Raw genomic sequence first — 20,148 nt, forward strand, 5'->3', positions numbered from 1 at the left:
GCTGGAAACATGAACGAGCATTTGAAGAAGCTATCTCAACAATGGATTAATGAGTTCCTGAAAACTGCTTCCAAATCGAGCGCGCTCAGAAAAACCATTCACCAACATCCGCAAATTAGCGGCGAAGAGGGCCCTACAAAAGAACTGATGCTAAAAGAAATGGGCATCAGTTTTGACTCCGTTGCAGAGACTGGCGCAGTCGGCCGAATTGGTCCAACGATAGGCCCCAGTATCGGAATGCGTGGCGAATTGGATGCTTTGCCAGTGCAAGAGAATACAAACGTCGAGTGGGCTGCCACCTCCAACAAGATGCATGCATGCGGCCACGACATTCATCTTGCGGCGTTAGCAGGCGTCGTCAACGCAGCAAAAAATATCGATCTTCCTTTTGGGTTAGTCCCAATTCTTCAGCCCAGAGAAGAAACCTATCCTTCGGGGGCTCTTGATATCTCTGAATCCGGTCTATTAGAAAAGCACAAAGTCAGCCATGTAATCGGGGCACATGTGCATCCAGCCATTCAACTCGGCTCAATCGCGGCCGGCTCTGGATTTGTCAACGCTGCGGCAGGCGAAATCGAAATCAGAGTGCGCGGTAAAGGAGGGCATGGGGCTTATCCTCACAAAGCCAACGACGTAGCGACACCTACTGCTCAGATCGCTCTCGGACTATCCGAGGTAGTACGTAGGAATAACGATCCAATGAGCCCAGCTGTGGTGAGCATCGGTAGCATTTCAGTCGGACAAGGAGCCGCAAACGTCTTGCCTCAAACTGGTAGCATCTTCGCAACGATTAGAAGCACTAGCATCGAAACAAATGACGAACTTGCAAACCAGATCAATCAATTCGCCGCTTTTACGGCACAGAGCTTAGGCTGTTCTGCAGAAACCAGATATACTCCCGGCGAACCAGCCCTGGTCAACGCAGACTCCTTGGCTAATAAATTTGAGTCGTACGCTGCAGAGATTGACATACCATTAACCAATACGATGCGCTCTCTAGGCGCCGATGATTTTTCCTATTACGGAGAAAACTGTCCCTCTTTAATGTGTTTCGTGGGGGTCAACGAAGGCGATACCCCTTCACTACACGATGCCGAATTTTTACCACCAGATGAAGCAATTATCCACGTCGCCAAAGCTTTTATCACTGGCTATATTGCCGCAGCGGATAACTTACTGGAAAGATAATGTCCTACAGCATCACTGAGCAGATCAATGCTAAATTTCCAACCCTGTCACAAGCAGAAAAGGATGCGGCAAGGTGTCTGCTAAACAGCTATCCTTGGGTCGGCCTTAAGACGGTCCAGCACTTTGCTGTCCAAGCAAATGTCAGCAGTGCAACGATCGTTCGCTTTGTGCAAACCATGGGCTTCAAAGGGTTTAAGCAATTTCAGAGCGCTCTAATGAAAGAGGTTTCTGAAAGAGATGCCTCACCACTCAGCCAGGCTGGGGACGATTTCCCCAGCCTGGCTAATGACCGAGTAGAACAGACACTCAATCATTCAGCCGAAGCTTTTTTACGCGGAATTGAATCGACTTTTAAATACGCCAAAAAAGACGATATTGAAAAAGTCATAACCCTCCTATCGGATCAAAAGCACCGCATTGTTTCTCACGGCGGAACTTTCTCATGGGTACTAGCTCAACATTTTGTTGCTCAGCTCAGTCTCTTCCGTGGTAACCAACTAGCAGCACCATTGTCCGATCTTGCCCTTATTGAATTAATATCCCAAACGTCTGCCGACGACATTTGGGTTTTCTTCGACTTCCGGAGATACAGTCCACGTTCAGAACGAATTGCGCGGCTAGTCAAGGAAAAAGGCGCCTTGGTTATCTTAACCACAGATAGATGGATGTCCCCTATATCCTCGTACAGTGATGCAACCTTGGTCACCCGCGTCGAGGCATTCGGCCCCTCTGACACTCTGGTTCCCGCATTCGCGCTAATCGAAGCAATTTGCGAGTGCGTCTCGAGGGAAATAGGAAAAACGGGGATCCAATATCTTGAAGCATTCGAAATTCTTCGAAAAGAACTCAGCTGAAAATAGTCGGAGCTTCGGTACGGTCGTTGCTGGCTGTATCGCCTGAGCCTTCAATCCTCTGGAATCTAAGCCCGAGCTTCCACCACTTCTTTACTTCGGAGAACTAAGGTTACAAAGGTACTGCCCCACGCCTTGCTAGAAAGAACTCCCAGATTGAGCACCGCTAACCTCAACCAGTCTGTCGTCTGGAACACCGCCGATAAGTACCTCCGGTCCATCGTGGAACCCGAGGATTACGGCGACTACATCCTGCCACTGACAGTTCTCCGCCGCCTTGAATGCATTCTGGCGCCGACCAAAGACCAGGTGCTTAAGTTGGTAAGCTCCTTGCACGCCGACGGCGTCAGCGAGGCGTACATGGACTGGGAAGTGCAGTCCCAGTTTGGACTTTCCTTCTATAACAGGTCCGAGCTCGATCTCACTCGCATCGCTGAAACCGATGACCATGTCTACGACTCATTGATGGACTACGTGGGCGCATTCTCGCAGTCTGTTCGGGATATCTGGGATGCATTCGACTTCGGAGTGAAGATGAGCACTCTCGATCAAGCAGGCCGCTTGTGGCCGGTGATTAAGCACTTCTCCACCATTGATATGTCTCTCGAGGCGCTTCCTGATGCTCAGATGGGCGACCTATTCGAGAACGTCATGTACCGCGCGTTCAACACCAAAGGCAAAGCCGCAGGTGCGTTCTATACCCCGCGTGACGCAATTCGCCTCATGGTGGATATCCTGTTCGCTTCCGATGACACTGGACTAACCTCTTCAGGTGCTTCACGTACCGTTTACGATCCCACCGCCGGTACTGGCGGTATGTTGCTGGTCGCAGCACGTGCACTAAAAGAACTTAATCCCGACATTGAAGTAAATCTCGCCGGCCAAGAACTCATGCCCACCGGCTACGCTATTGGCAAAGCCGACCTACTTATTCAAGGCGGAGAACCGGATGCGATCCGCCACGGCGACACCCTGCTAACTGATCTCTATGAGGGCGAGCAGTTCGAGTACATTCTGTCCAACCCTCCGTTCGGCTCCGACTGGTCCGTGCAGCAGGCAGCAGTGAAAGAGCAGGCCAAGATCCCTGGTTCACGGTTTAGCCACGGCTTACCCAATAAAGGTGACGGGCAGATGCTATTCCTCGCCCATGTGGCTTCCAAGCTCATGCCCGCAGGCGACAATGGCTCCGGGGGACGTGGCGCAGTGGTGTCCAACGGCTCACCACTGTTTACAGGTGGACCCGGCTCAGGGCCTGACCAAATCCGCGCCTGGCTGCTAGAAAACGATCTGGTGGACGCAATTATTCAGCTGCCCACCAACATGTTCTACGGCACGGGTATTTCCACCTATGTTTGGATTCTGGATACCAACAAAGAAGACCACCGCAAGGGGTTCGTGCAGCTTATCGATGCCTCCGAGTGCTGGTCTGTCCCAAGCAAGGGTCTAGGCGATAAGCGTCGCGAGATGCGCGAGGCCGACCGTAACAAGGTGTTGGAAGCCTACAACGAGTTTGCTGATAGTGACATGTCCAAGGTGCTCACCCCGGATGACTTGGGCTTCCGCGATGTAAAGGTAACCAAGCAAGCAAGCCTAGCCGTGAAAGTCACCGACGACGCGATTGCCGAGGTACTAGAGCACAAGCAGGCCGTGGACGAACACGCCGACGTAATGCGCGCGGTGGCAGATGCAAATTACAACGACTTGCCGAACATGCTTAAAGCCGCTGCCAAAGACCACGGCGTTAAAATGCCCGCTACGCTTATCGATGCCATTTCCAAGGCAATTGCTGTCCCCGACCCAGACGCAGAGCCCGCAGTTGACCGCAAGGGCAACCCGGTTCTCGACCCATCATTCACCATGACTGAGCGCGTGCCGCTTATTGAAGACATTGACGAGCACATGCAGCGCGAGGTGCTCCCCTTCGCACCCGATGTCACCTGGGACGCGACCAAGGCCGTGATCGGCTACGAGATCCCCTTTAAGCGCGTGTTCTACAAACCAGAACCAGTACGCTCGTTGGCTGAGATTGATGCCGACGTAGCCGAGGTTATAGGCCGACTAATGGACAAGTTCGGACAGGTGAGGACGTAATGAGTAAGTCCACACGTGTGCGCTTCCTCGCTACCTTGGTGAACGGTCATCCTTTTAGTTCGGATGATTTCAGCAACGAACGACGGGAAACGATATACCCCTCGCTAGAATTCGAGACATCAAAAATCCCGAGTTCACCACGTTTATTGACCGAGAACAAGTTCCTGATGATGTCGTCATTCAAAATGGAGATCTCGTTATTGGAATGGACGGCGACTTCAATTCCAAAATTTGGGGCAAAGGCCCCGCGGCGCTCAATCAAAGAATGTGCCTGCTGCGTTCTCCTGACAGCAAGGATCTTCGATTTATTTCTTACGCTATCTCTGACCAGCTAAAACTCATCAATGAGTTCACGTATTCGACGACCGTCAAGCATCTCTCTTCTGAGCAAGTTTTAGGGCTTCCGCTTCCCAGTCTAGACCTAAAGCAGCGTCATGACATCGCTGACTACCTCGACCGCGAGACCGCCGAGATCGACGGTATGCGCGCCGACTTGGACGAGATGGAGCGGCTGCTGGAAGAAAGGCGTGTGTCAATAATTCAGCGCCATGTACTTCCCGAGAATGGAACCTATACGCGTATCAAGCTGGTTGCGGATGTGTCTTTGGGGAAGACGGTTCAGAAGACCCAAAAGGACACGTCGGAGATATTACGCAACTATGTGCGTGCTGCGCATATTCAGCCTCATGGCCGCTTAGTTCTTGATGATCAGCCGATGTGGTTTACCCCTAATGAGTTGAAACAGCTAGCTCTTGAAGCAGGGGACGTGCTGGTCGTTGAGGGCGGGGCCGGGTATGGCCACTCCGTGTATCTTCGTGAGGAACTCCCCGGCTGGGGATTCCAGAACCATGTAATTCGGGTTCGGCCTTGGGCCGGTGCCAGTGGTCGATTCATCGACTACACGATTCGTGCACACTATGGCGCGGGACTGATCGACATTTTGGCGGATGGTGCAACGATCCCAGGCCTATCCTCTGATAAAGCCCGCGAGCTGCCGATTCTGAATGTTTCCTACACCGAACAGCGTCGCATTGCGGACGAGATTGATCGTGAGACCGCCGAGATTGACTCAATGTTGGAGGACATTACGAAGTTGCGAGACTTGCTTGCTGAGCGTCGCGCCGCGGTGATTTCTGCTGCGGTGACCGGCCAGATTGATATTCCTGCTTCACTCGACGACAAGGACGAACCTCATGCTTAAACGTGACATCATGCGCGAAGAACGCTTGGAAGAGACCATCTGCGAGTCGCTTCAATCCAGCGGTTGGATCCATGAGCCGGGAATGAAAGACACCGGCTGGGATGCACGCCTGGGCCTGTTCCCGGCTGATGTGCTGCACTGGCTTTCCACCCAATACCCAGAGAACTACGCCAAGGCCGTGCCGCAGGATGCCCCTGAAGCAACGCGGGAGAATGCGGAAAGGTTGCTACTGGAGTACGTTGCCAAGCGGCTCGAATCCGCAACGCGCAAGGACGCACAAACCGGACGCATCCGTGGAGGCTTGCTGGGCACCCTGCGCGAGGGCTTTAAGTACGCGCAGACTAACGCGCGCTCAGCAGCCTTTGGCCCCATGGTGGCATTCCCACCTGCCAACCCGCTCAGTGTGTCCGCGGCGAAGCGTGCAGAGGACAACCGCCTGCGTATTATCCGCCAGGTTCACTTTGATACCACCAGTGGCGAGACACTGGATCTCGTTGCCACGGTCAACGGCATTCCGGTGGCCACGTTTGAGCTGAAGACCGACAACACGCAGTCCGTAACTCATGCAATGAAGCAATACCGCAGGGATCGTGTACCGTCGAAGAATCGCCGCGTGCTCCTGCCGGGGCTCGCGCTGGTTCACTTCGCGGTGTCGAATGACGAGGTGTACATGACCACCGCGCTTCATGGCAACGAGACGAGGTTCCTGCCGTTTAATCAGGGACATGACGGCGCAGGCGGAAACCCGCCAATCGCAGGAAAGTCGGCTACGTCCTACTTGTGGGAGCAGGTGTTGCAGCCGAGGTTGCTGCTGCGCATCTTGAGTGACTTCGCTGTGTGGGAGCCGGATTCTAAGTCCAAGCGTGGTGCGAAAGGAACGTTGATTTTCCCGCGCTTTCACCAGCTGCGAGCGGTGGAGAAAGTCACCACTGATGTAGCTCAGCGCGGCGCTGGCGGGCGCTACCTCATCGAACACTCTGCTGGCTCAGGAAAGACAAAGACGATTGCGTGGCTTGCGCACCGCCTTATTAGGCAGGTGGCTAAAGACGGTACCAAGACCTTTGATTCCGTCATCGTGGTCACCGACCGCACAGCGCTCGATACCAACATTCGCCAAGACATGCAGGCACTTGCGGCATCGCGTGGTCTGGTGGTCTCGGTCGGTGAAAACTCCGGCGCGAAATCACCGCAGCTGCGCGAGGCACTGGTCGAGGGCGGGCACATCATCACCTGTACGTTGCAGACATTCCCGTATGTGCTCTCATTGTTGGATGACGACCCAGATATTCAGGGCCGCAACTGGTGTGTGATTGCGGATGAAGCGCACTCCTCTCAGACTGGCTCCTCCGCCTCGGCGCTGCGTGAGCTTCTGGCAGAAGTTGAGCTAGACGAGTCGGAGGAATACACCGCCGACGACCTGCTAGAGCTGCGCCAGGACGCAGTTGCTACCGCGTCCAACATGACTTTTGTAGCGCTCACGGCTACGCCGAAGGGCAAAACTCTTCGGCTGTTCGGAACCCAGACCCCGGATGGACACTACATCGCTTTTGATACGTACCCGATGGGCCAGGCTATTGCTGAGGGTTTCATCATGGACGTGCTTACCAACTATTCCACCTACACCATGTGGGCGGAAGTCCGCGACGAGTTGGGACGAACCGAAGAAGTAGACGAGTCCGCAGCGATCACGGACATGGTGCGTTTTGTCCGCCTGCACCCGACCTCCATTGCACAGAAGGTTGAGGTGGTGGTCGAGCACTTCCGCCGCAACGTTGCCCACCACTTAGACGGCCAGGCACGCGCCATGGTGGTGACCTCCTCGCGCAAGGCAGCAGTGCACTGGGCGCGTGAGATGAACCGCTACATCACCGAAAAAGGCTACGAGTTTCACTCGCTGGTGGCGTTCTCCGACAAGGTACGCATGGAGGACGAACCAGAGCCGGTTACCGAAGTCAGCATGAACGGCGAATCCGATGTGGAGCGCGCCTTCAAAGACGACGACCTGGACTACCGCGTGCTCATCGTGGCCAACAAGTTCCAAACCGGGTTCAACGAGCCACGACTGTGCGCGATGTATGTGGACAAGCACCTCTCTGGTGTCGCCACCGTGCAAACCCTGTCGCGCCTGAACCGAATCTATCCGAACAAGCCCGCTCCCATGGTTGTTGACTTCATTAACGACCCGGCCAACATTGAAGCTGACTTCAAGCGCTACTACCAGGGCGCGGCCATTGATACCGACATTGACCCTAACTCCTTGCACTCGCTGGCAGATGAACTCGATACCGCGGGCTACTATGACCTTGACGAGATGAACAAGGTTGCCGAAGCCTATATGGCAGGCGAGGACTCAGAAAATCTGCGCGGTGCGGCAGGCACGATCCTTGGCCGTTGGCGCGCAGACCGAAACTCCAACGATAAGGACACCCGCGAGCGCGCCAAAGACTTTAAGGCACATGTGCTCAAATACCGCCACGCCTACGAGTTCTTATCCCAAATCGTCGCTTATGCCGATGCTGATGTATCCCGGCGCGCAATGCTGTGCAGCGTCCTAGAGCCAAACCTGCACATTACCGAACTGGATGACAGTGAAGACTTCCTCACCGGTGTCACGTTGGCCGGCGTCGCGATTGCCCAAGGTGAAGTTGAGGAGGATCATAGCGTTACCGGCGGCGAATCTGAGGCATTGCAGGTGCCGGAGTTCACTGTTCGCCTGGGCGAGCCACAGACTCCACTGCGCAGCGCCTTTGATGAAGCCGTAGAAAAGGTCAATGATCTTTTCTCGCTCGCAGGAGTTGACGTTGACAGCGGCGATACCGCCCAAATGATCGTTGCTGCTTGGGGCACGCTTTCTAGCCAGCCAGCAGCCGTCAAACTCGGCCAAGAAAACTCCAAGGAGCAGCTCAAGCGCTCTAAGCGGTTTAAGGCCGAAGCAACGCGTGCAATTTTTAGTGGCATCGAACAGCGCAAGCAGCGAGATGCACTGGTTTCTAGTGATAAAAATGTGCTCGATAGCTTGGTGGATGCCCTAGCCAATATTATGGCTTCAGCAAAAGACACAGGTCAGCTAGAAAGCTAAAAGGCCAGTTCTGCGCACCGCAGCATAAAGCCCCAGGTCTCCACTGCTGTGCGGAGTTCCTGGGGCGTTGGGCTGTTGGAATTTAAATAGCCTTTTCTCCACGCTCGCCGGTGCGCACGCGGATGATGTCATCGATGGAGGATATCCAAATCTTGCCGTCACCAATTTCGCCGGTGCAGGCGGCCTCGACGATGGCGTCTACGATCTCCTCAGCTTGGTCATCGGCGACGATGAGCTCAATTTTGGCCTTGTTGACAAAGGACGTGGCGAACTTGGCGCCGCGGTAGATTTCCTTGTTGCCGCGTTGCTGGCCAAAGCCTTCCACCTCGGAGACGGTCATTCCGGGCGAACCCAGTTGCTGGAGCGCTTGCTGGATATCGTCCAGGGTAAACGGCTTGACCACGGCTGTAATGAGTTTCATGTCTGTTCCTACTTTCGCTGTTTATTCGATGGATTAGTCCCGGCTCGTCGTTCCGCGCATGGCACGGCCACCGATGTCGTAGCCGGTCTCGCGGTGCCCACCGAAGTCAATGCCGTCGGTTTCAATCTGGTCGGTCACGCGCCAGCCAATCGTGGACTTGAGTATTACCGCGATAATGGCGGTGATGACGGCGGCAAAGATTACAGCAACTACGGCGATGAGGAACTGCACGACCAACAGCTTCCAGCCGTCGGCGCCGCCACCGGTAAGAATGCCGCGGTCATTGGCAAAGAAGGCAATAGCGATGGTGCCCCACAGGCCGGCGACCAGGTGGACGCCCACAACGTCGAGGGAGTCATCGAAGCCAAAGCGGAACTTCAGTCCCACGCCCACGCTGCCGAGCATGCCGCCGAATAGACCCATGATGAGAGAGGTTACGGGGTTCAAATCACCGGCGGCCGGCGTGATGGTCACTAGGCCGGCCACGACACCGGAGGCTGCACCCAGCGAGGTACTGTAGCCATCGCGAATCTTTTCCACGAGCAACCAGCCCAAAATAGCGGCAGCAGTAGCGGCGGTGGTGTTGATCCAGGCCAGGCCGGCAAGGCCATCGGCAGCAAAGGCGGAACCGCCGTTGAATCCGAACCAGCCAAACCACAGCAGGCCGGCACCCAGCATGACCATGGGTAGGTTGTGGGGGCGCTGCACGCTGTGCGGGAATCCTTGGCGCTTGCCTACCACGATGGCCAGGACCAAAGCGGCCGTACCAGCGGAAATGTGGACGACGGTGCCACCGGCAAAGTCGATAGGTGTAATGAGGGCCTCGCCGTCTTCACTGCCGAAGATCCAGCTGGCGATGCTGTCTTCGCCATCGCCAAGGATGCCGCCACCCCAGACCATGTGTGCCAGCGGGAAGTAGACAAGGGTTGCCCAGATACCGCTGAAGATCATCCACGTACCAAACTTCACGCGACCTGCCAGCGCACCAGAGATAATCGCGGTGGAGATAACGGCGAAGGTGAGCTGGAATCCGATATCGATGACGTTGGGGTAGCCATTCTCCCCTTCGATGTAGCCACCGTTGTCATCAAAGATGGAATCTTTCAGCCCGAAAAGCTCGAAGGGATTGGCAACGATTCCGCCCCAGGACTCCGTTCCGTAGCTCATTGACCAGCCCCAGAGGACGTAGATAATGCTGACCACGGCGAGAGAACCAAAGGACATCAGCATCATGTTGAGCACGCCCCTGCGCTCAGTCATGCCACCATAAAAAAGTGCCAGCGCTGGTGTCATCAGCAGCACTAAAGCTGCGCTTATGAGCATCCAACTGGCATTACCTGCAGTCACCGCATCCATTGCGTCTCCTTGTAGATTGTCCAAAATTTCCTTTCTATAACGGTAGTCTTACAGGTATTTAATATCTATTGTACTATAGATTAATCCCCTATCTGGGGTTAGAGCGCCCCTCTGTGCTGCAGGTTTACACACCGCAAGGCGGCGAAGGTTGCGCGAGAGGCCAGAGCCCACCCCGGGGAGTGAAAGGCTCGACCCTCCCACCAGAGGAATTAAACCAATCCGACATGGAAGGTAGTACCCACCCCGCAACTGCACTCCACCCCCGAATAGTGAAATCTTTTGCCGGAATGTGCACACCGTCCTACAGTACTTAGCGGTTGAAAAATAACATTCTTCACTTCGGACACTTTGTGCCCATGTACTAACCGTCTATTACGTCTAAGGAACGCGTACATGTCCGCATCCAACACTCCCCCAACCAGCCCCGCAGAAGACCGGGATATCAAAACCGTGACCGAACAGGCATCGGCAAGCCCAGAAGAGCTCACCAAAAAGCGCCGCTTTAGCGATGGCTGGAAGCTTTTTATCTGCATTGTGATCGTTGTCGTTGGTGCCTTGGGTTCCTCCTTGGTGCAGACCAACGGCGGCAATATTCAGGTCACCGATCTCAAAATCGCCGGCAAGCACGGCGCCACCGTGACCGCCGATCTTTTCCGGCCCAAGGACGCGACACCGGAGAATAAAGCACCCATGGTCATCGTCTCGCCCGGTTTCCAGCGCACCAAGGAAACTCAGGTCTCCAACTCGCTGGAATTGGCCCGGCGCGGCTTTGTCACCCTGGTGGTTGACCCATATAACCAGGGCGAATCGAGTTCGCAGCACCCGGACGATGGCGATACCGCCGTCGTAACCGCCATTGATTACGTCACTGACCACTTGGATACGTTTAATTACGTCGATGAGGATCGCATCGGCATTACCGGCCACTCCGCCGGTGGTACCGCGGTGCGCACCGCGGCCAATAAATACGGCAAGAAGGTCGATGATGCCCTCAAAGCTGCCAAGGATCCAGATAGCGAAGGCGGCACCACCATCACAGATGGCGAGCGCAAGCGCGCCGAGGACCTGGATAAGATTTCCGCGGTCTTTATCTCTGGCTGGCTCAAGAACTTAAACGATAAGAAGTTTGCCCACGTGCACTCCAATATGGCGCTGGGGTATGCCCGCTACGATGAAGGCGGCTACCGCAATATCAATGGCGATGGTGATCTGCGCGATGCGCCGGAGGCCCTGTCCATGGTCAACTCTGGCCTTAAGAAAGAAGACCAGGTGGACCGCATTGAGATCGGCCGTGGCTACGGGGACATCGACAAGGGCACCTACCGCGTTGCCTATAACGATGAAACGCTGCACCCGCTGCAGCCGCTGACACCCAGTGCCATCGGCAGTATCCTCGAGTTCTTCGATGACACCCTGGATGCGCCGGTGAAGATGGATTCCGGCAATCAGACGTGGTGGCTCAAGGAGGTCTTTAACCTCCTGTCCCTCATCGGCGGCATTGCCATGCTTTTCCCGCTGACCCGCATGCTCTTGCGCACCCGCTACTTCGCCCCGGTGGCACAGGCGCTCCCGACGGTGCCGAAGCGTCCGCGGGGTAAAGAGGCCGCGAAGTTCTGGGCGTTCTTCGTGCTTTCGGCGGCCATCGCGTTCTTCACGTTCATGCCGCTGGCGGACCTTTCGCAAGACGTTTTCTACGATGCCGCGAATAAGGTCAGCACCTGGTTCTTCCCGGCGCGCATGGTCAACTCGGTGGTCTTGTGGGCCATCGTCAACGGCATCGTGGGGCTTATCTTGTTCTATATCACCCGGGATAAGTCCACCTATGCCCGCGGCGAGCGCGCCCGCGCGTGGGGCATCACGATGAGCTGGCGCACCTTCTGGCGCACGCTACTGCTGGCCTTCATCCTGCTCTTCGTGTACTTCTCCGTGCTATCCATCGTCTACCTTGCCTTCCACAGCGATTACCGCTTCTTGGTCGTGGCCTCCCGCCCGCTAACGCTGCGCTGGTTCTTGGTGGCGCTCATGTACGTGCCGGCGATGTTCATCTTCTACCTGGCCAACTCCATTCGCGCCGGCGTGGGCACGCGCTATAGCGATACGCCCAAGTGGCAGACCTACCTCATTGCGGCGCTAGCTAACTCCGTCGGCTTGGCGATGATCTTCGTTATCCAGTACTCCGTCTTCGCCGCCACCGGCACGGTGCACTGGACCGATGACTGGCTGTATGTGAACATGCTGCAGTCCATCTTGCCCATGATGATCCTGCTGCCCATCTTGAACAAGATGTTTTATGCCAATACCGGCCGCGTATGGCTTGGCCCCCTGGTTATCGCGCCCATCTTTATCACGATGTCCTTGGGCGGCAGCGTGGCCTATATCCCGAGCCTGGCTTAAGCTTTAAGCCATGAGTGAAATCACTAAGCAGTATTCCGTTGACCTTAACCGCGTAGAAAATTCGGTGTACCGCGCCACCAATGCGGATGGCGCCAGCATCGAATTCGGACGTGGGGAGAGCCTGTTATCGCCGGTAGAGCTCCTGCTGGCCGCCGTCGCTGGGTGCACCGCGGTGGACGTGGATGTCGTGACCTCCCGGCGCACCGAGCCGGAGTCTTTCCAGGTACGCGCAGAGGGCGACCGCGTGGATGAGGATGGCGCCTCGCGGCTTTCCGATGTCCGCGTTGCCTTCGACCTCGCCTTCCCCTCCACCCCGGACGGCGATAAGGCCCGCACGCTCGTGGATAACCTCATCCGCATCTCCCACGAGAAGGACTGCACGGTATCTCGCACCGTGGAACACGCCACGAACGTGGAATTTAGCAACGAGTCAAAATAAACACGATTCCCCCACTATCTCCTGCTATGGTGCATTTGTTAACTATTGTGACTAATGCGATCACTGCAGGAGCTTTTCATGTCACCATCTCTATCTCGTCGCGGCCTCTTGAAGGCAAGCGCCCTTGCCGTTACCGCCGGAGCCATCGGTGCGGCCGCACCCTCTGCCGCCGCCCTCGGCCCAGTGCGCGGGACCATCATCGACTTCTCCTCCGGCATACCCTCCCCCGCCGCCATCAAGCGCGCGGGACACATCGGTGCCATTCGCTACGTCTCCAATAAGCGCCCCGGCGCGGCTTGGATGACCGGCAAGCCGGTCACGCTGCAAGAGGCTGCCGCCAATGCCGCCGCCGGCCTGCCCACGGCCTCGGTCTATCAATTCGGCCGCGCCGAAACCGCCGATTGGAAGCAGGGCGCGGCCGGCGCTGCCATCCACGCCCCGCAGGCCATTTCGCTGCACAAGGCCGCCGGTGGACCCACGCACCGCCCCATTTATATCGCCATCGACGATAATCCCACCCGCGAGCACTACACCCAGTTCATCCGGCCATACCTGCAGGCATTCTCCAAGGCGCTGTCTGTCGCCGGCTACCAAACCGGCGTCTACGGCAACTACAACACCATCGAGTGGACCAGCCAGGATGGGATTGGCACGTTCTACTGGATGCACGATTGGGGTTCCAACGGGAAAATCCACCCCAAGACCACCATTCACCAGCTACCGCAGTCGCGCCAGCAGACCATCGAGAACGTCATTGTCGATGTCAACGAGGTCTATGCCAGCGACTGGGGCCAATGGACGCCCGGTTCCAAGCAGCCAGGCATCCAGGATCTCAGCTCCACCCTGGACAAGGCCATCCCGAATATGCCGGAGCTGCCGCAGCTCAACGCGGATGGGGTGAGCTTTAAGGGGTCATCGCTAAGCAACGAGCAAATCCGCGGGCTTGCCGATGCCGCCCAGGACATCGCCAAGGCCATTAAGTAGGCCTATTTCCCCTTGGGCTCGGAGGACTTCTTTTCGTCCTTCTTCTCGCTCGAGGACGGCTTCTCCGAGGTCGTCTCGATGGGCGGGACGTCCTCGCCGTCCTTGTACTTCAGGAACCGCTCGGTAGCCTTACCCAGGTTCTCGCCGGTGATTTCGCTCTTGACGTAGTCCGTGAGGTCATCGGCAGAACCATTAATGGAGGCCGCGGCGACGAAGTTCTTGCCAAAGGACACCGAGGAATTGATGGACTTGTCATTAGACCAGCCCCACTTGCTGCCCACCACATTTGAGAGCTTCGCGGTGCCATAATCCTGGTCATAGCCATCTTCTGAGACGGGATCCGCGTGCGACATAGCCACCAGCACGGGGTGGGTTTCATCGCGCTTGATGAGCTGGGAGATGAAGCTGGCCACGTCATAGGTGGAGGTTTCCGAATAGCCCCAGGTCTCGCCCGCCTTGGTGGATTCCAGATCGTATTCCTTGGCAATCTTATCGATGGAATCCGGGTACTTTTTAAAGAGCTCTTCGGCGCTCTTATCAGAAGAGCTGGCGATCATGCCGAGCGCTTCGTATTTATCCTCGTACTCGCCCTGCTCAATGACGTAGGTGGCGATATAGAGCTTGATGAGGCTGAGCGCCGGGCGGGGATCGTGTTCGGCCGCAGAACCCATATACATGCCATCGTGCAGGCGAATATAGCTAATGGAATGGCCCTCATCCCCCTTGAGGAACTCATTGATCCGCTGGGGCACGGTTGCCACCCTATGCGCGGTGATCGTGGTGTCTTCGGCTTTGGCGGTGCTATCTCGCTCACTATTGCTGCACCCAGCAACCGTAGAGCAGGCTAGCATGCACACGGCAAGGGCGGCACCAGCCTTTACTGATGCCGCCGCGTTGAGAGAGGACGGATTAAACACGTCGAACCATATTACCGGTAATTGCTCCTTTTCGGGCAATTAGTGCTGGACTGGGGCCTCGACTCCCACACCGGTCAGGGAACGAACTTCCATCTCTGCCGCCAGTTCGTCCAAGTTGTCCGGCTTGGTCACGATGGAGACAAACCAACCGACGAAGAAGGACAGCGGGATGCTGACCAGACCCGGCGAGGTCAGCGGGAAGATAGCCCAGTCCGCGTTCGGGAACATGGCGCTTTCGTTACCGGATACCGCCGGGGAGAAGAAGATGAGGACCAAGCAGGAGACAACACCGGTGTACATGGAGGCCACGGCACCCGCGGTGTTGAAGCGGCGCCAGTACAGCGAGTACAGGATGGTCGGCAGGTTAGCCGATGCCGCCACAGCGAAGGCCAGGGAGACCAGGAAGGCCACGTTCTGGGTCATCGCCAAGATACCCAAGATAATGGAGACGATACCCAGGACCACCACGGTGGCCTGCGAGACGCGCACCTGCTCCGCCTCGGTGGATTCACCGTTGCGGATAACCGCGTGGTAGATATCGTGCGCGATGGAGGCGGAGGCGGTAATCGCCAGGCCCGCCACCACGGCGAGCACGGTAGCAAAGGCCACGGCGGAAATAATGGCCATGAAGATGGAGCCACCGATTTCCAGTGCCAGCAGCGGTGCTGCGGCGTTCGCGCCACCCGGTGCGTTCAGGATGCGGTCCGGGCCAACCAGTGCGGCTGCACCGTAGCCCAGGATCAGGGTCATCAGGTAGAAGGCACCGATGATAACGATGGCCCAGGTCACGGAGCGGCGCGCCTCAACGGCGGTCGGCACGGTGTAGAAGCGCATCAGAACGTGTGGCAAGCCGCCCACACCCAACACGAGGGACATACCCAAGGAGATGAAGTCCAGCTTAGCGGCGGTAGAGCCACCGTACTTCAGGCCCGGCTCCATGATTTCCTTGGCCTCATAGCCCTTTTCATGGAGGTAATCGGACGATGCGTGCATATCAATCGCGGTGCTGAACATGTTGCTGAAGCCACCGCGCAGGGAGACAAACACCATGATGCACATGACGACCACACCGGTCACCAACAGGACGGCCTTAATCATCTGCACGTAGGTGGTGCCCTTCATGCCGCCGACCAAGACGTAGAGGATCATCAGCACGCCGACGATACCGACGACAACTGCCTGCCACTTGAAGTCATGGATGTTCAGCAGCACGGCCACCAGCGAACCGGCGCCGGCCATCTGGGCAATGAGGTAGAACAGCGTCACGAAGAGTGTGGCGATGGACGCGGCCACGCGCACCGGCTTTTGCTTCAGGCGGAAGGACAAAACGTCCGCCATGGTAAAGCGGCCCACGTTACGCATCGGCTCAGCCACGAGCATCAGGGCTACGAGCCAAGCGACGAAGAAGCCGACGGAGTACAAGAATCCGTCGTAGCCGTTCAGCGCCACCGCACCAACGATGCCGAGGAAGGATGCCGCAGAAAGGTAGTCACCGGAAATGGCCAAGCCATTCTGGCGGCCGGAGAACGAGCCACCGCCGGTATAGAAGTCAGACGCCTTCTTCGTAGTCTTGCCGGCGCGCAACACGACGGCCATGGTAACCACGAGGAAGATGCCGAAGATGGAGATATTCAGAATCGGGTTACCGGCAGAAGTTTCTTGTGCAAGGTAAGTGGTAGTCATTTACTTGGCCTCCAACTTCTCGCGAATAGCAACCGATTTAGGCTGAATATTCTTATTGGCGTATTTCACGTAAATCCAGGTAATGATGAACGTGGTCAGGAACTGGGCCAGGCCGAAGACGAGGCCGACGTTCCAGCCGCCATCGCCAAGCTCAATGGCCATAAAATCAGGCGCAAACACGGCGGTGAGCACGTAGACGATGTACCACACGAAAAACGCGACGGTCATGGGAAAGGTGAAGCTACGATAAGCGCTGCGCAGCTCGCCAAACTCTTCGCTATCGCGCATTTCTATGTAGTCGGCTGCCGTAAGCTCACGGCGCTCGACTGGAGCAGTTGTATCACTCATAGAAGGGTTGTCTCCTTGGGTGAGAGAGGTTCTGTACAAACGAGGCGCAATGTGTTGTCCATCACTACCCGCGTTGCTATGTAAGATACAGAACAATCTTTGCAAAGCAGTAAATATTGCCAATATGCCTCACAAAAACTCCCCCCTTTTAGCCCGATAGGTTCCGGTGAACTGGGCTAATATTCTTTGCAAATCACCCCCTCCACCCCAGAGTTAACGTGTTCGCAAATTTTGTTAACCAGACATTAACTAATGAGTAAAGGCGGCGCGAAAGGAACCACCTATCAGCGAGGTGAGTGCCTTAACCAGCACGTACTTCCCACTCAGCCATCCTGCACAGCAAAAGCCACCGACGACGCCGTCGCCGGTGGCCCCTTAACCCGAGGTGTGTTCTTAGCCCTCCGCGCCCGGGAATTCGCGGGGGTCATTAAACATGCGGCCAAAGCCTTCTTGACCTTCCAAGGAGTCAATCGCTGCGATTTCATCCTTGCCCAGCTCCAGCTCCGCGGCGGCCAGGTTCTCCTTGAGCCGCTCGCTGCGGGCAGACTTCGGAATAACGGAAATGCCCTTGGCCATCAGGTACGCCAGCACCACCTGGCCCTCGGTAGCCTCGTGCGCGGCGGCAATCTTTTCAATCTCCGGGTTATTGAGCACCACGCCGCGCGCCAGCGGCGACCACGCCTCGGTCACGATGCCGTGCTTGTGGTGGAATTCGCGCAGCTCCGGCTGGGCGAACCCAGGGTGCAGCTCCACTTGGTTGAGCACCGGGGTAATACCGGTCTTGTCAATGAGATCCTCGAGGACCTCCTCGTAGAAGTTAGCAACACCAATGGAAGCGATCTGGCCCATCCCCTGCAGGCGGGCAATGGATTCAAAGGTCTCCACGTACAGCCCGCCCTGTGGCCACGGCCAGTGGATGAGGTACAGGTCCAAGTAATCCAGCTTCAGCTTCTCCATGGATTCCTGGAAGGCTTGTTCCGCCTTCTGCGCGCCGTGGTGGGAGTGCCAGACCTTGGAGGTGATAAACAGGTCCTCGCGGCTGACATCGCCCGCGTCAATGGCCTGGTGGAGCGCAGTACCCAAGGCCTCTTCGTTCTTGTACAGCGTCGCCGTATCAAAGTGGCGGTAGCCCAGGTCAATGGCTTCGCGGACTACGTGAATGCATTCATCATCATTGAGCTTGTAGGTGCCCAGACCGAGCTGGGGCATCTCGCGGTCATCATTGAAAGAAATAGTTGGCACAGTCATAGTTCCCATTGTGCCCCAGTTTCCCGTCTTATGCGGGCACTTGAAAGAACTAAGGCCCCAGTACAACGAAAAACCGGCTCCCCTTTTTCGGGAGCCGGTTCAACGTTTTTAGCGCAGTTTAGTCGGCGCGGATCAGGTCAATGATAAAGACCAGGGTGCGGCCGGACAGCGGGTGCGCACCGCCGGCGGGGCCGTAGGCCTTTTCCGGCGGGATGATGAGTTGACGGCGACCGCCCACCTTCATTCCCGGGATGCCCTCTTGCCAGCCGGCAATGAGACCGGTCAGAGGGAACTCGATGGACTGGCCACGGTCCCACGAGGAATCGAATTCTTGGTTGGTCTCATATTCGGCACCAACGTAGTGGACCTCCACTACGCCACCAGGCTGGGCTTCAGCGCCATCGCCTACGACGATGTCCTCGATGACGAGGTCGGTCGGCGCCGGGCCAGACTGGGCTTCAATAACAGGTTTATCCATGGGGATTATTCTCCTTGGGAAATCTAGTTTGTTCGTGCGGTCGCAATAAAACCGAACCGAGCTGCACCAATTATAGTGCTCAAGCCCGATTCGGCTGAATTGGGGCGACCAAAAGCGCTATTTAGCGCTCACTGCGAGGGGTAACCTTGCGCAGGGTTTCACCGGTGTAAATCTGGCGAGGACGGTTGATCTTGGTGTTCATCTCCAGCTGCTCGCGGTACTGAGCGATCCAGCCCGGCAGGCGGCCGATGGCGAAGAGGACAGTGAAGAAGTCCGTCGGGAAGCCCATGGCGCGGTAAATGAGGCCGGTGTAGAAGTCCACGTTCGGGTAGAGCTTGCGGGAGACGAAGTAATCGTCATTCAACGCGATCTCTTCCAGCTTCATGGCCAGGTCCAGCATTGGGTCGCCGCCCAGGTGATCGATGATCTCGTGTGCGGTTTCCTTGACGATGGCCGCGCGTGGGTCGTAGTTCTTGTACACGCGGTGGCCGAAGCCCATCAGGCGAACGCCCTTTTCCTTGTTCTTCACGCGGTTCATGAAGTCGGTAGCGTCGCCGCCGTTGTTCTTCTCGATGTCCTCGAGCATCTCCAGCACGGCCTGGTTAGCACCACCGTGCAGCGGGCCGGACAGGGCGTTGATGCCGCCGGCGATGGAGACGAACATGTTGGCCTGTGCGGAACCAATCATGCGGACGGTGGAGGTGGAGCAGTTCTGCTCGTGGTCAGCGTGCAGGATGAGCAGCTTGTCCAGCGCCTTGGAGACAACCGGGTCAACCTCGTACTCCTCGGTGGGGTAACCGAACATCATGCGCAGGAAGTTCTCGCGCGCGTTCAGGTTGTTATCCGGGTACATATATGGCTTGCCCTGGGATGCGCGGTAAGCGTAAGCGGCCAGCATCGGCACCTTAGCCAGCAGGCGAACGGTGGCCTTGTCCAGCTGCTCCTCATCCAGTGGGTCCAGCTGGTCTTGGTAGTAGCTGGAGAGAATGTTCACGGAGGAAGCAAGCACGGCCATCGGGTGGGCATCGCGCGGGAAGATGTTGAACTGCGCCTTAAAGTCCTCGTCCAAGAGGGTGTGGTGGCGGATGGCGCTATTGAACTGCGACAGTTCCTGCTCATCCGGCAGGTGGCCCTTAATCAGCAGGTAGGAAACCTCATTGAAGGTGGCGTTATTTGCCAATTCAGCAATATCGTAGCCACGGTAGCGAAGGATGCCCTCCTCACCGTTAATAAAGGTAATCTTGGACTCGGTGGAGCCGGTGGAGGTGTAGCCGGGGTCGAAGGTAACAAGCCCGGTTTCCTTGCGGAGCTTGGAGATATCGAAGCCGGAATCACCCTCAGTGGACTGCTTGATATCCATCTCGTACTCGTTGCCAGCGTGCTTGAGTACTACCTTGTTTTCTTCAGTAGACACGGAATTTCCTTTCCCTGTTAAAGAGTTCTTTAAGGCACTAACTTAGACAAGTCAGC

At 56.6% G+C, this 20,148-nt stretch carries 16 protein-coding genes; 8 read left to right on the forward strand and 8 right to left on the reverse strand.

Annotated elements, in window-relative coordinates; genetic code table 11:
* The first annotated feature begins 9 nt into the window (after positions 1-9).
* The 5 genes from ACP8KU_RS07965 to ACP8KU_RS07985 all read left to right on the forward strand — a co-directional run bounded on the left by ACP8KU_RS07965 (position 10) and on the right by ACP8KU_RS07985 (position 8,410).
* Positions 10-1,188, forward strand: coding sequence for a M20 metallopeptidase family protein (locus tag ACP8KU_RS07965; protein ID WP_484483570.1), 1,179 nt, complete (start codon positions 10-12; stop codon positions 1,186-1,188).
* Entirely contained in the window at positions 1,188-2,042 is an 855-nt protein-coding gene (locus ACP8KU_RS07970) for a MurR/RpiR family transcriptional regulator (RefSeq protein WP_023017588.1), read from the forward strand. The genes ACP8KU_RS07965 and ACP8KU_RS07970 overlap by 1 nt, the downstream gene beginning before the upstream one ends.
* Before the next feature lie 153 nt (positions 2,043-2,195).
* Positions 2,196-4,130, forward strand: coding sequence for a type I restriction-modification system subunit M (locus tag ACP8KU_RS07975; protein WP_284894456.1), 1,935 nt, complete (start codon positions 2,196-2,198; stop codon positions 4,128-4,130).
* A 94-nt stretch (positions 4,131-4,224) separates the two neighbouring features.
* Entirely contained in the window at positions 4,225-5,331 is a 1,107-nt protein-coding gene (locus ACP8KU_RS07980) for a restriction endonuclease subunit S (protein ID WP_484484164.1), read from the forward strand.
* Positions 5,324-8,410: a type I restriction endonuclease subunit R gene (locus ACP8KU_RS07985; protein WP_484483571.1), complete on the forward strand. Its 3,087-nt coding sequence runs from the start codon at positions 5,324-5,326 to the stop codon at positions 8,408-8,410. The genes ACP8KU_RS07980 and ACP8KU_RS07985 overlap by 8 nt, the downstream gene beginning before the upstream one ends.
* A gap of 82 nt (positions 8,411-8,492) precedes the next feature.
* On the opposite strand, the gene ACP8KU_RS07990 is transcribed toward ACP8KU_RS07985, so the two are convergent.
* Both ACP8KU_RS07990 and ACP8KU_RS07995 read right to left on the reverse strand, forming a co-directional pair.
* Complete coding sequence (locus tag ACP8KU_RS07990) at positions 8,493-8,831, reverse strand: P-II family nitrogen regulator (protein ID WP_023028498.1); 339 nt, start codon at positions 8,829-8,831, stop codon at positions 8,493-8,495.
* A gap of 33 nt (positions 8,832-8,864) precedes the next feature.
* Positions 8,865-10,187, reverse strand: coding sequence for an ammonium transporter (locus ACP8KU_RS07995; protein ID WP_023028497.1), 1,323 nt, complete (start codon positions 10,185-10,187; stop codon positions 8,865-8,867).
* Between the two features lie 393 nt (positions 10,188-10,580).
* Between ACP8KU_RS07995 and ACP8KU_RS08000 the strand changes: the two genes are divergently transcribed.
* The 3 genes from ACP8KU_RS08000 to ACP8KU_RS08010 all read left to right on the forward strand — a co-directional run bounded on the left by ACP8KU_RS08000 (position 10,581) and on the right by ACP8KU_RS08010 (position 14,004).
* Positions 10,581-12,581, forward strand: a complete 2,001-nt coding sequence (locus tag ACP8KU_RS08000) for a poly(ethylene terephthalate) hydrolase family protein (RefSeq protein ID WP_484483572.1) — start codon at positions 10,581-10,583, stop codon at positions 12,579-12,581.
* 10 nt (positions 12,582-12,591) lie between these two features.
* Positions 12,592-13,020 (forward strand): OsmC family protein, encoded by a 429-nt coding sequence (locus tag ACP8KU_RS08005; protein WP_484483573.1) that lies wholly within the window; start codon positions 12,592-12,594, stop codon positions 13,018-13,020.
* 78 nt (positions 13,021-13,098) lie between these two features.
* The gene (locus ACP8KU_RS08010) at positions 13,099-14,004 is read left to right on the forward strand and encodes a DUF1906 domain-containing protein (RefSeq protein ID WP_284636162.1); all 906 of its coding nucleotides are present in this window, start codon (positions 13,099-13,101) and stop codon (positions 14,002-14,004) included.
* A 2-nt stretch (positions 14,005-14,006) separates the two neighbouring features.
* Here the strand turns inward: ACP8KU_RS08010 and ACP8KU_RS08015 are convergent, their stop codons facing one another.
* From ACP8KU_RS08015 to ACP8KU_RS08040, 6 genes are all read right to left on the reverse strand, one after another.
* On the reverse strand, positions 14,007-14,921 hold the full coding sequence (locus ACP8KU_RS08015; RefSeq protein ID WP_436968685.1) for a hypothetical protein: 915 nt from the start codon (positions 14,919-14,921) through the stop codon (positions 14,007-14,009).
* Between the two features lie 39 nt (positions 14,922-14,960).
* A complete protein-coding gene (locus ACP8KU_RS08020; RefSeq protein ID WP_484483574.1) occupies positions 14,961-16,604 on the reverse strand; it encodes a solute symporter family protein in 1,644 nt (547 codons plus the stop codon).
* Positions 16,605-16,952 carry a DUF485 domain-containing protein gene (locus ACP8KU_RS08025; RefSeq protein WP_005279845.1) on the reverse strand — a complete coding sequence of 116 codons (348 nt, stop codon included), beginning with the start codon at positions 16,950-16,952 and terminating at the stop codon, positions 16,605-16,607. It lies immediately after the preceding gene.
* Positions 16,953-17,345: 393 nt separating this feature from the next.
* Entirely contained in the window at positions 17,346-18,209 is an 864-nt protein-coding gene (locus ACP8KU_RS08030; RefSeq protein ID WP_484483575.1) for an aldo/keto reductase, read from the reverse strand.
* Between the two features lie 109 nt (positions 18,210-18,318).
* Positions 18,319-18,678, reverse strand: a complete 360-nt coding sequence (locus ACP8KU_RS08035; RefSeq protein ID WP_005279843.1) for an FKBP-type peptidyl-prolyl cis-trans isomerase — start codon at positions 18,676-18,678, stop codon at positions 18,319-18,321.
* 121 nt (positions 18,679-18,799) lie between these two features.
* The gene (locus ACP8KU_RS08040) at positions 18,800-20,092 is read right to left on the reverse strand and encodes a citrate synthase (protein ID WP_005279842.1); all 1,293 of its coding nucleotides are present in this window, start codon (positions 20,090-20,092) and stop codon (positions 18,800-18,802) included.
* Positions 20,093-20,148 lie beyond the last annotated feature (56 nt).

This window comes from Corynebacterium sp. LaCa_282, from assembly GCF_057198125.1.

Bases quoted from the DNA above. Each gene is read 5' to 3' on its own strand.
- ACP8KU_RS08025 (WP_005279845.1), bottom strand. From the start codon at position 16,952: ATGAGTGATACAACTGCTCCAGTCGAGCGCCGTGAGCTTACGGCAGCC.
- ACP8KU_RS08005 (WP_484483573.1), top strand. From the start codon at position 12,592: ATGAGTGAAATCACTAAGCAGTATTCCGTTGACCTTAACCGCGTAGAA.
- ACP8KU_RS08020 (WP_484483574.1), bottom strand. From the start codon at position 16,604: ATGACTACCACTTACCTTGCACAAGAAACTTCTGCCGGTAACCCGATT.
- ACP8KU_RS08010 (WP_284636162.1), top strand. From the start codon at position 13,099: ATGTCACCATCTCTATCTCGTCGCGGCCTCTTGAAGGCAAGCGCCCTT.
- ACP8KU_RS07985 (WP_484483571.1), top strand. From the start codon at position 5,324: ATGCTTAAACGTGACATCATGCGCGAAGAACGCTTGGAAGAGACCATC.
- ACP8KU_RS08030 (WP_484483575.1), bottom strand. From the start codon at position 18,209: ATGGGAACTATGACTGTGCCAACTATTTCTTTCAATGATGACCGCGAG.
- ACP8KU_RS08000 (WP_484483572.1), top strand. From the start codon at position 10,581: ATGTCCGCATCCAACACTCCCCCAACCAGCCCCGCAGAAGACCGGGAT.
- ACP8KU_RS07965 (WP_484483570.1), top strand. From the start codon at position 10: ATGAACGAGCATTTGAAGAAGCTATCTCAACAATGGATTAATGAGTTC.
- ACP8KU_RS07990 (WP_023028498.1), bottom strand. From the start codon at position 8,831: ATGAAACTCATTACAGCCGTGGTCAAGCCGTTTACCCTGGACGATATC.
- ACP8KU_RS07970 (WP_023017588.1), top strand. From the start codon at position 1,188: ATGTCCTACAGCATCACTGAGCAGATCAATGCTAAATTTCCAACCCTG.
- ACP8KU_RS08035 (WP_005279843.1), bottom strand. From the start codon at position 18,678: ATGGATAAACCTGTTATTGAAGCCCAGTCTGGCCCGGCGCCGACCGAC.
- ACP8KU_RS07995 (WP_023028497.1), bottom strand. From the start codon at position 10,187: ATGGATGCGGTGACTGCAGGTAATGCCAGTTGGATGCTCATAAGCGCA.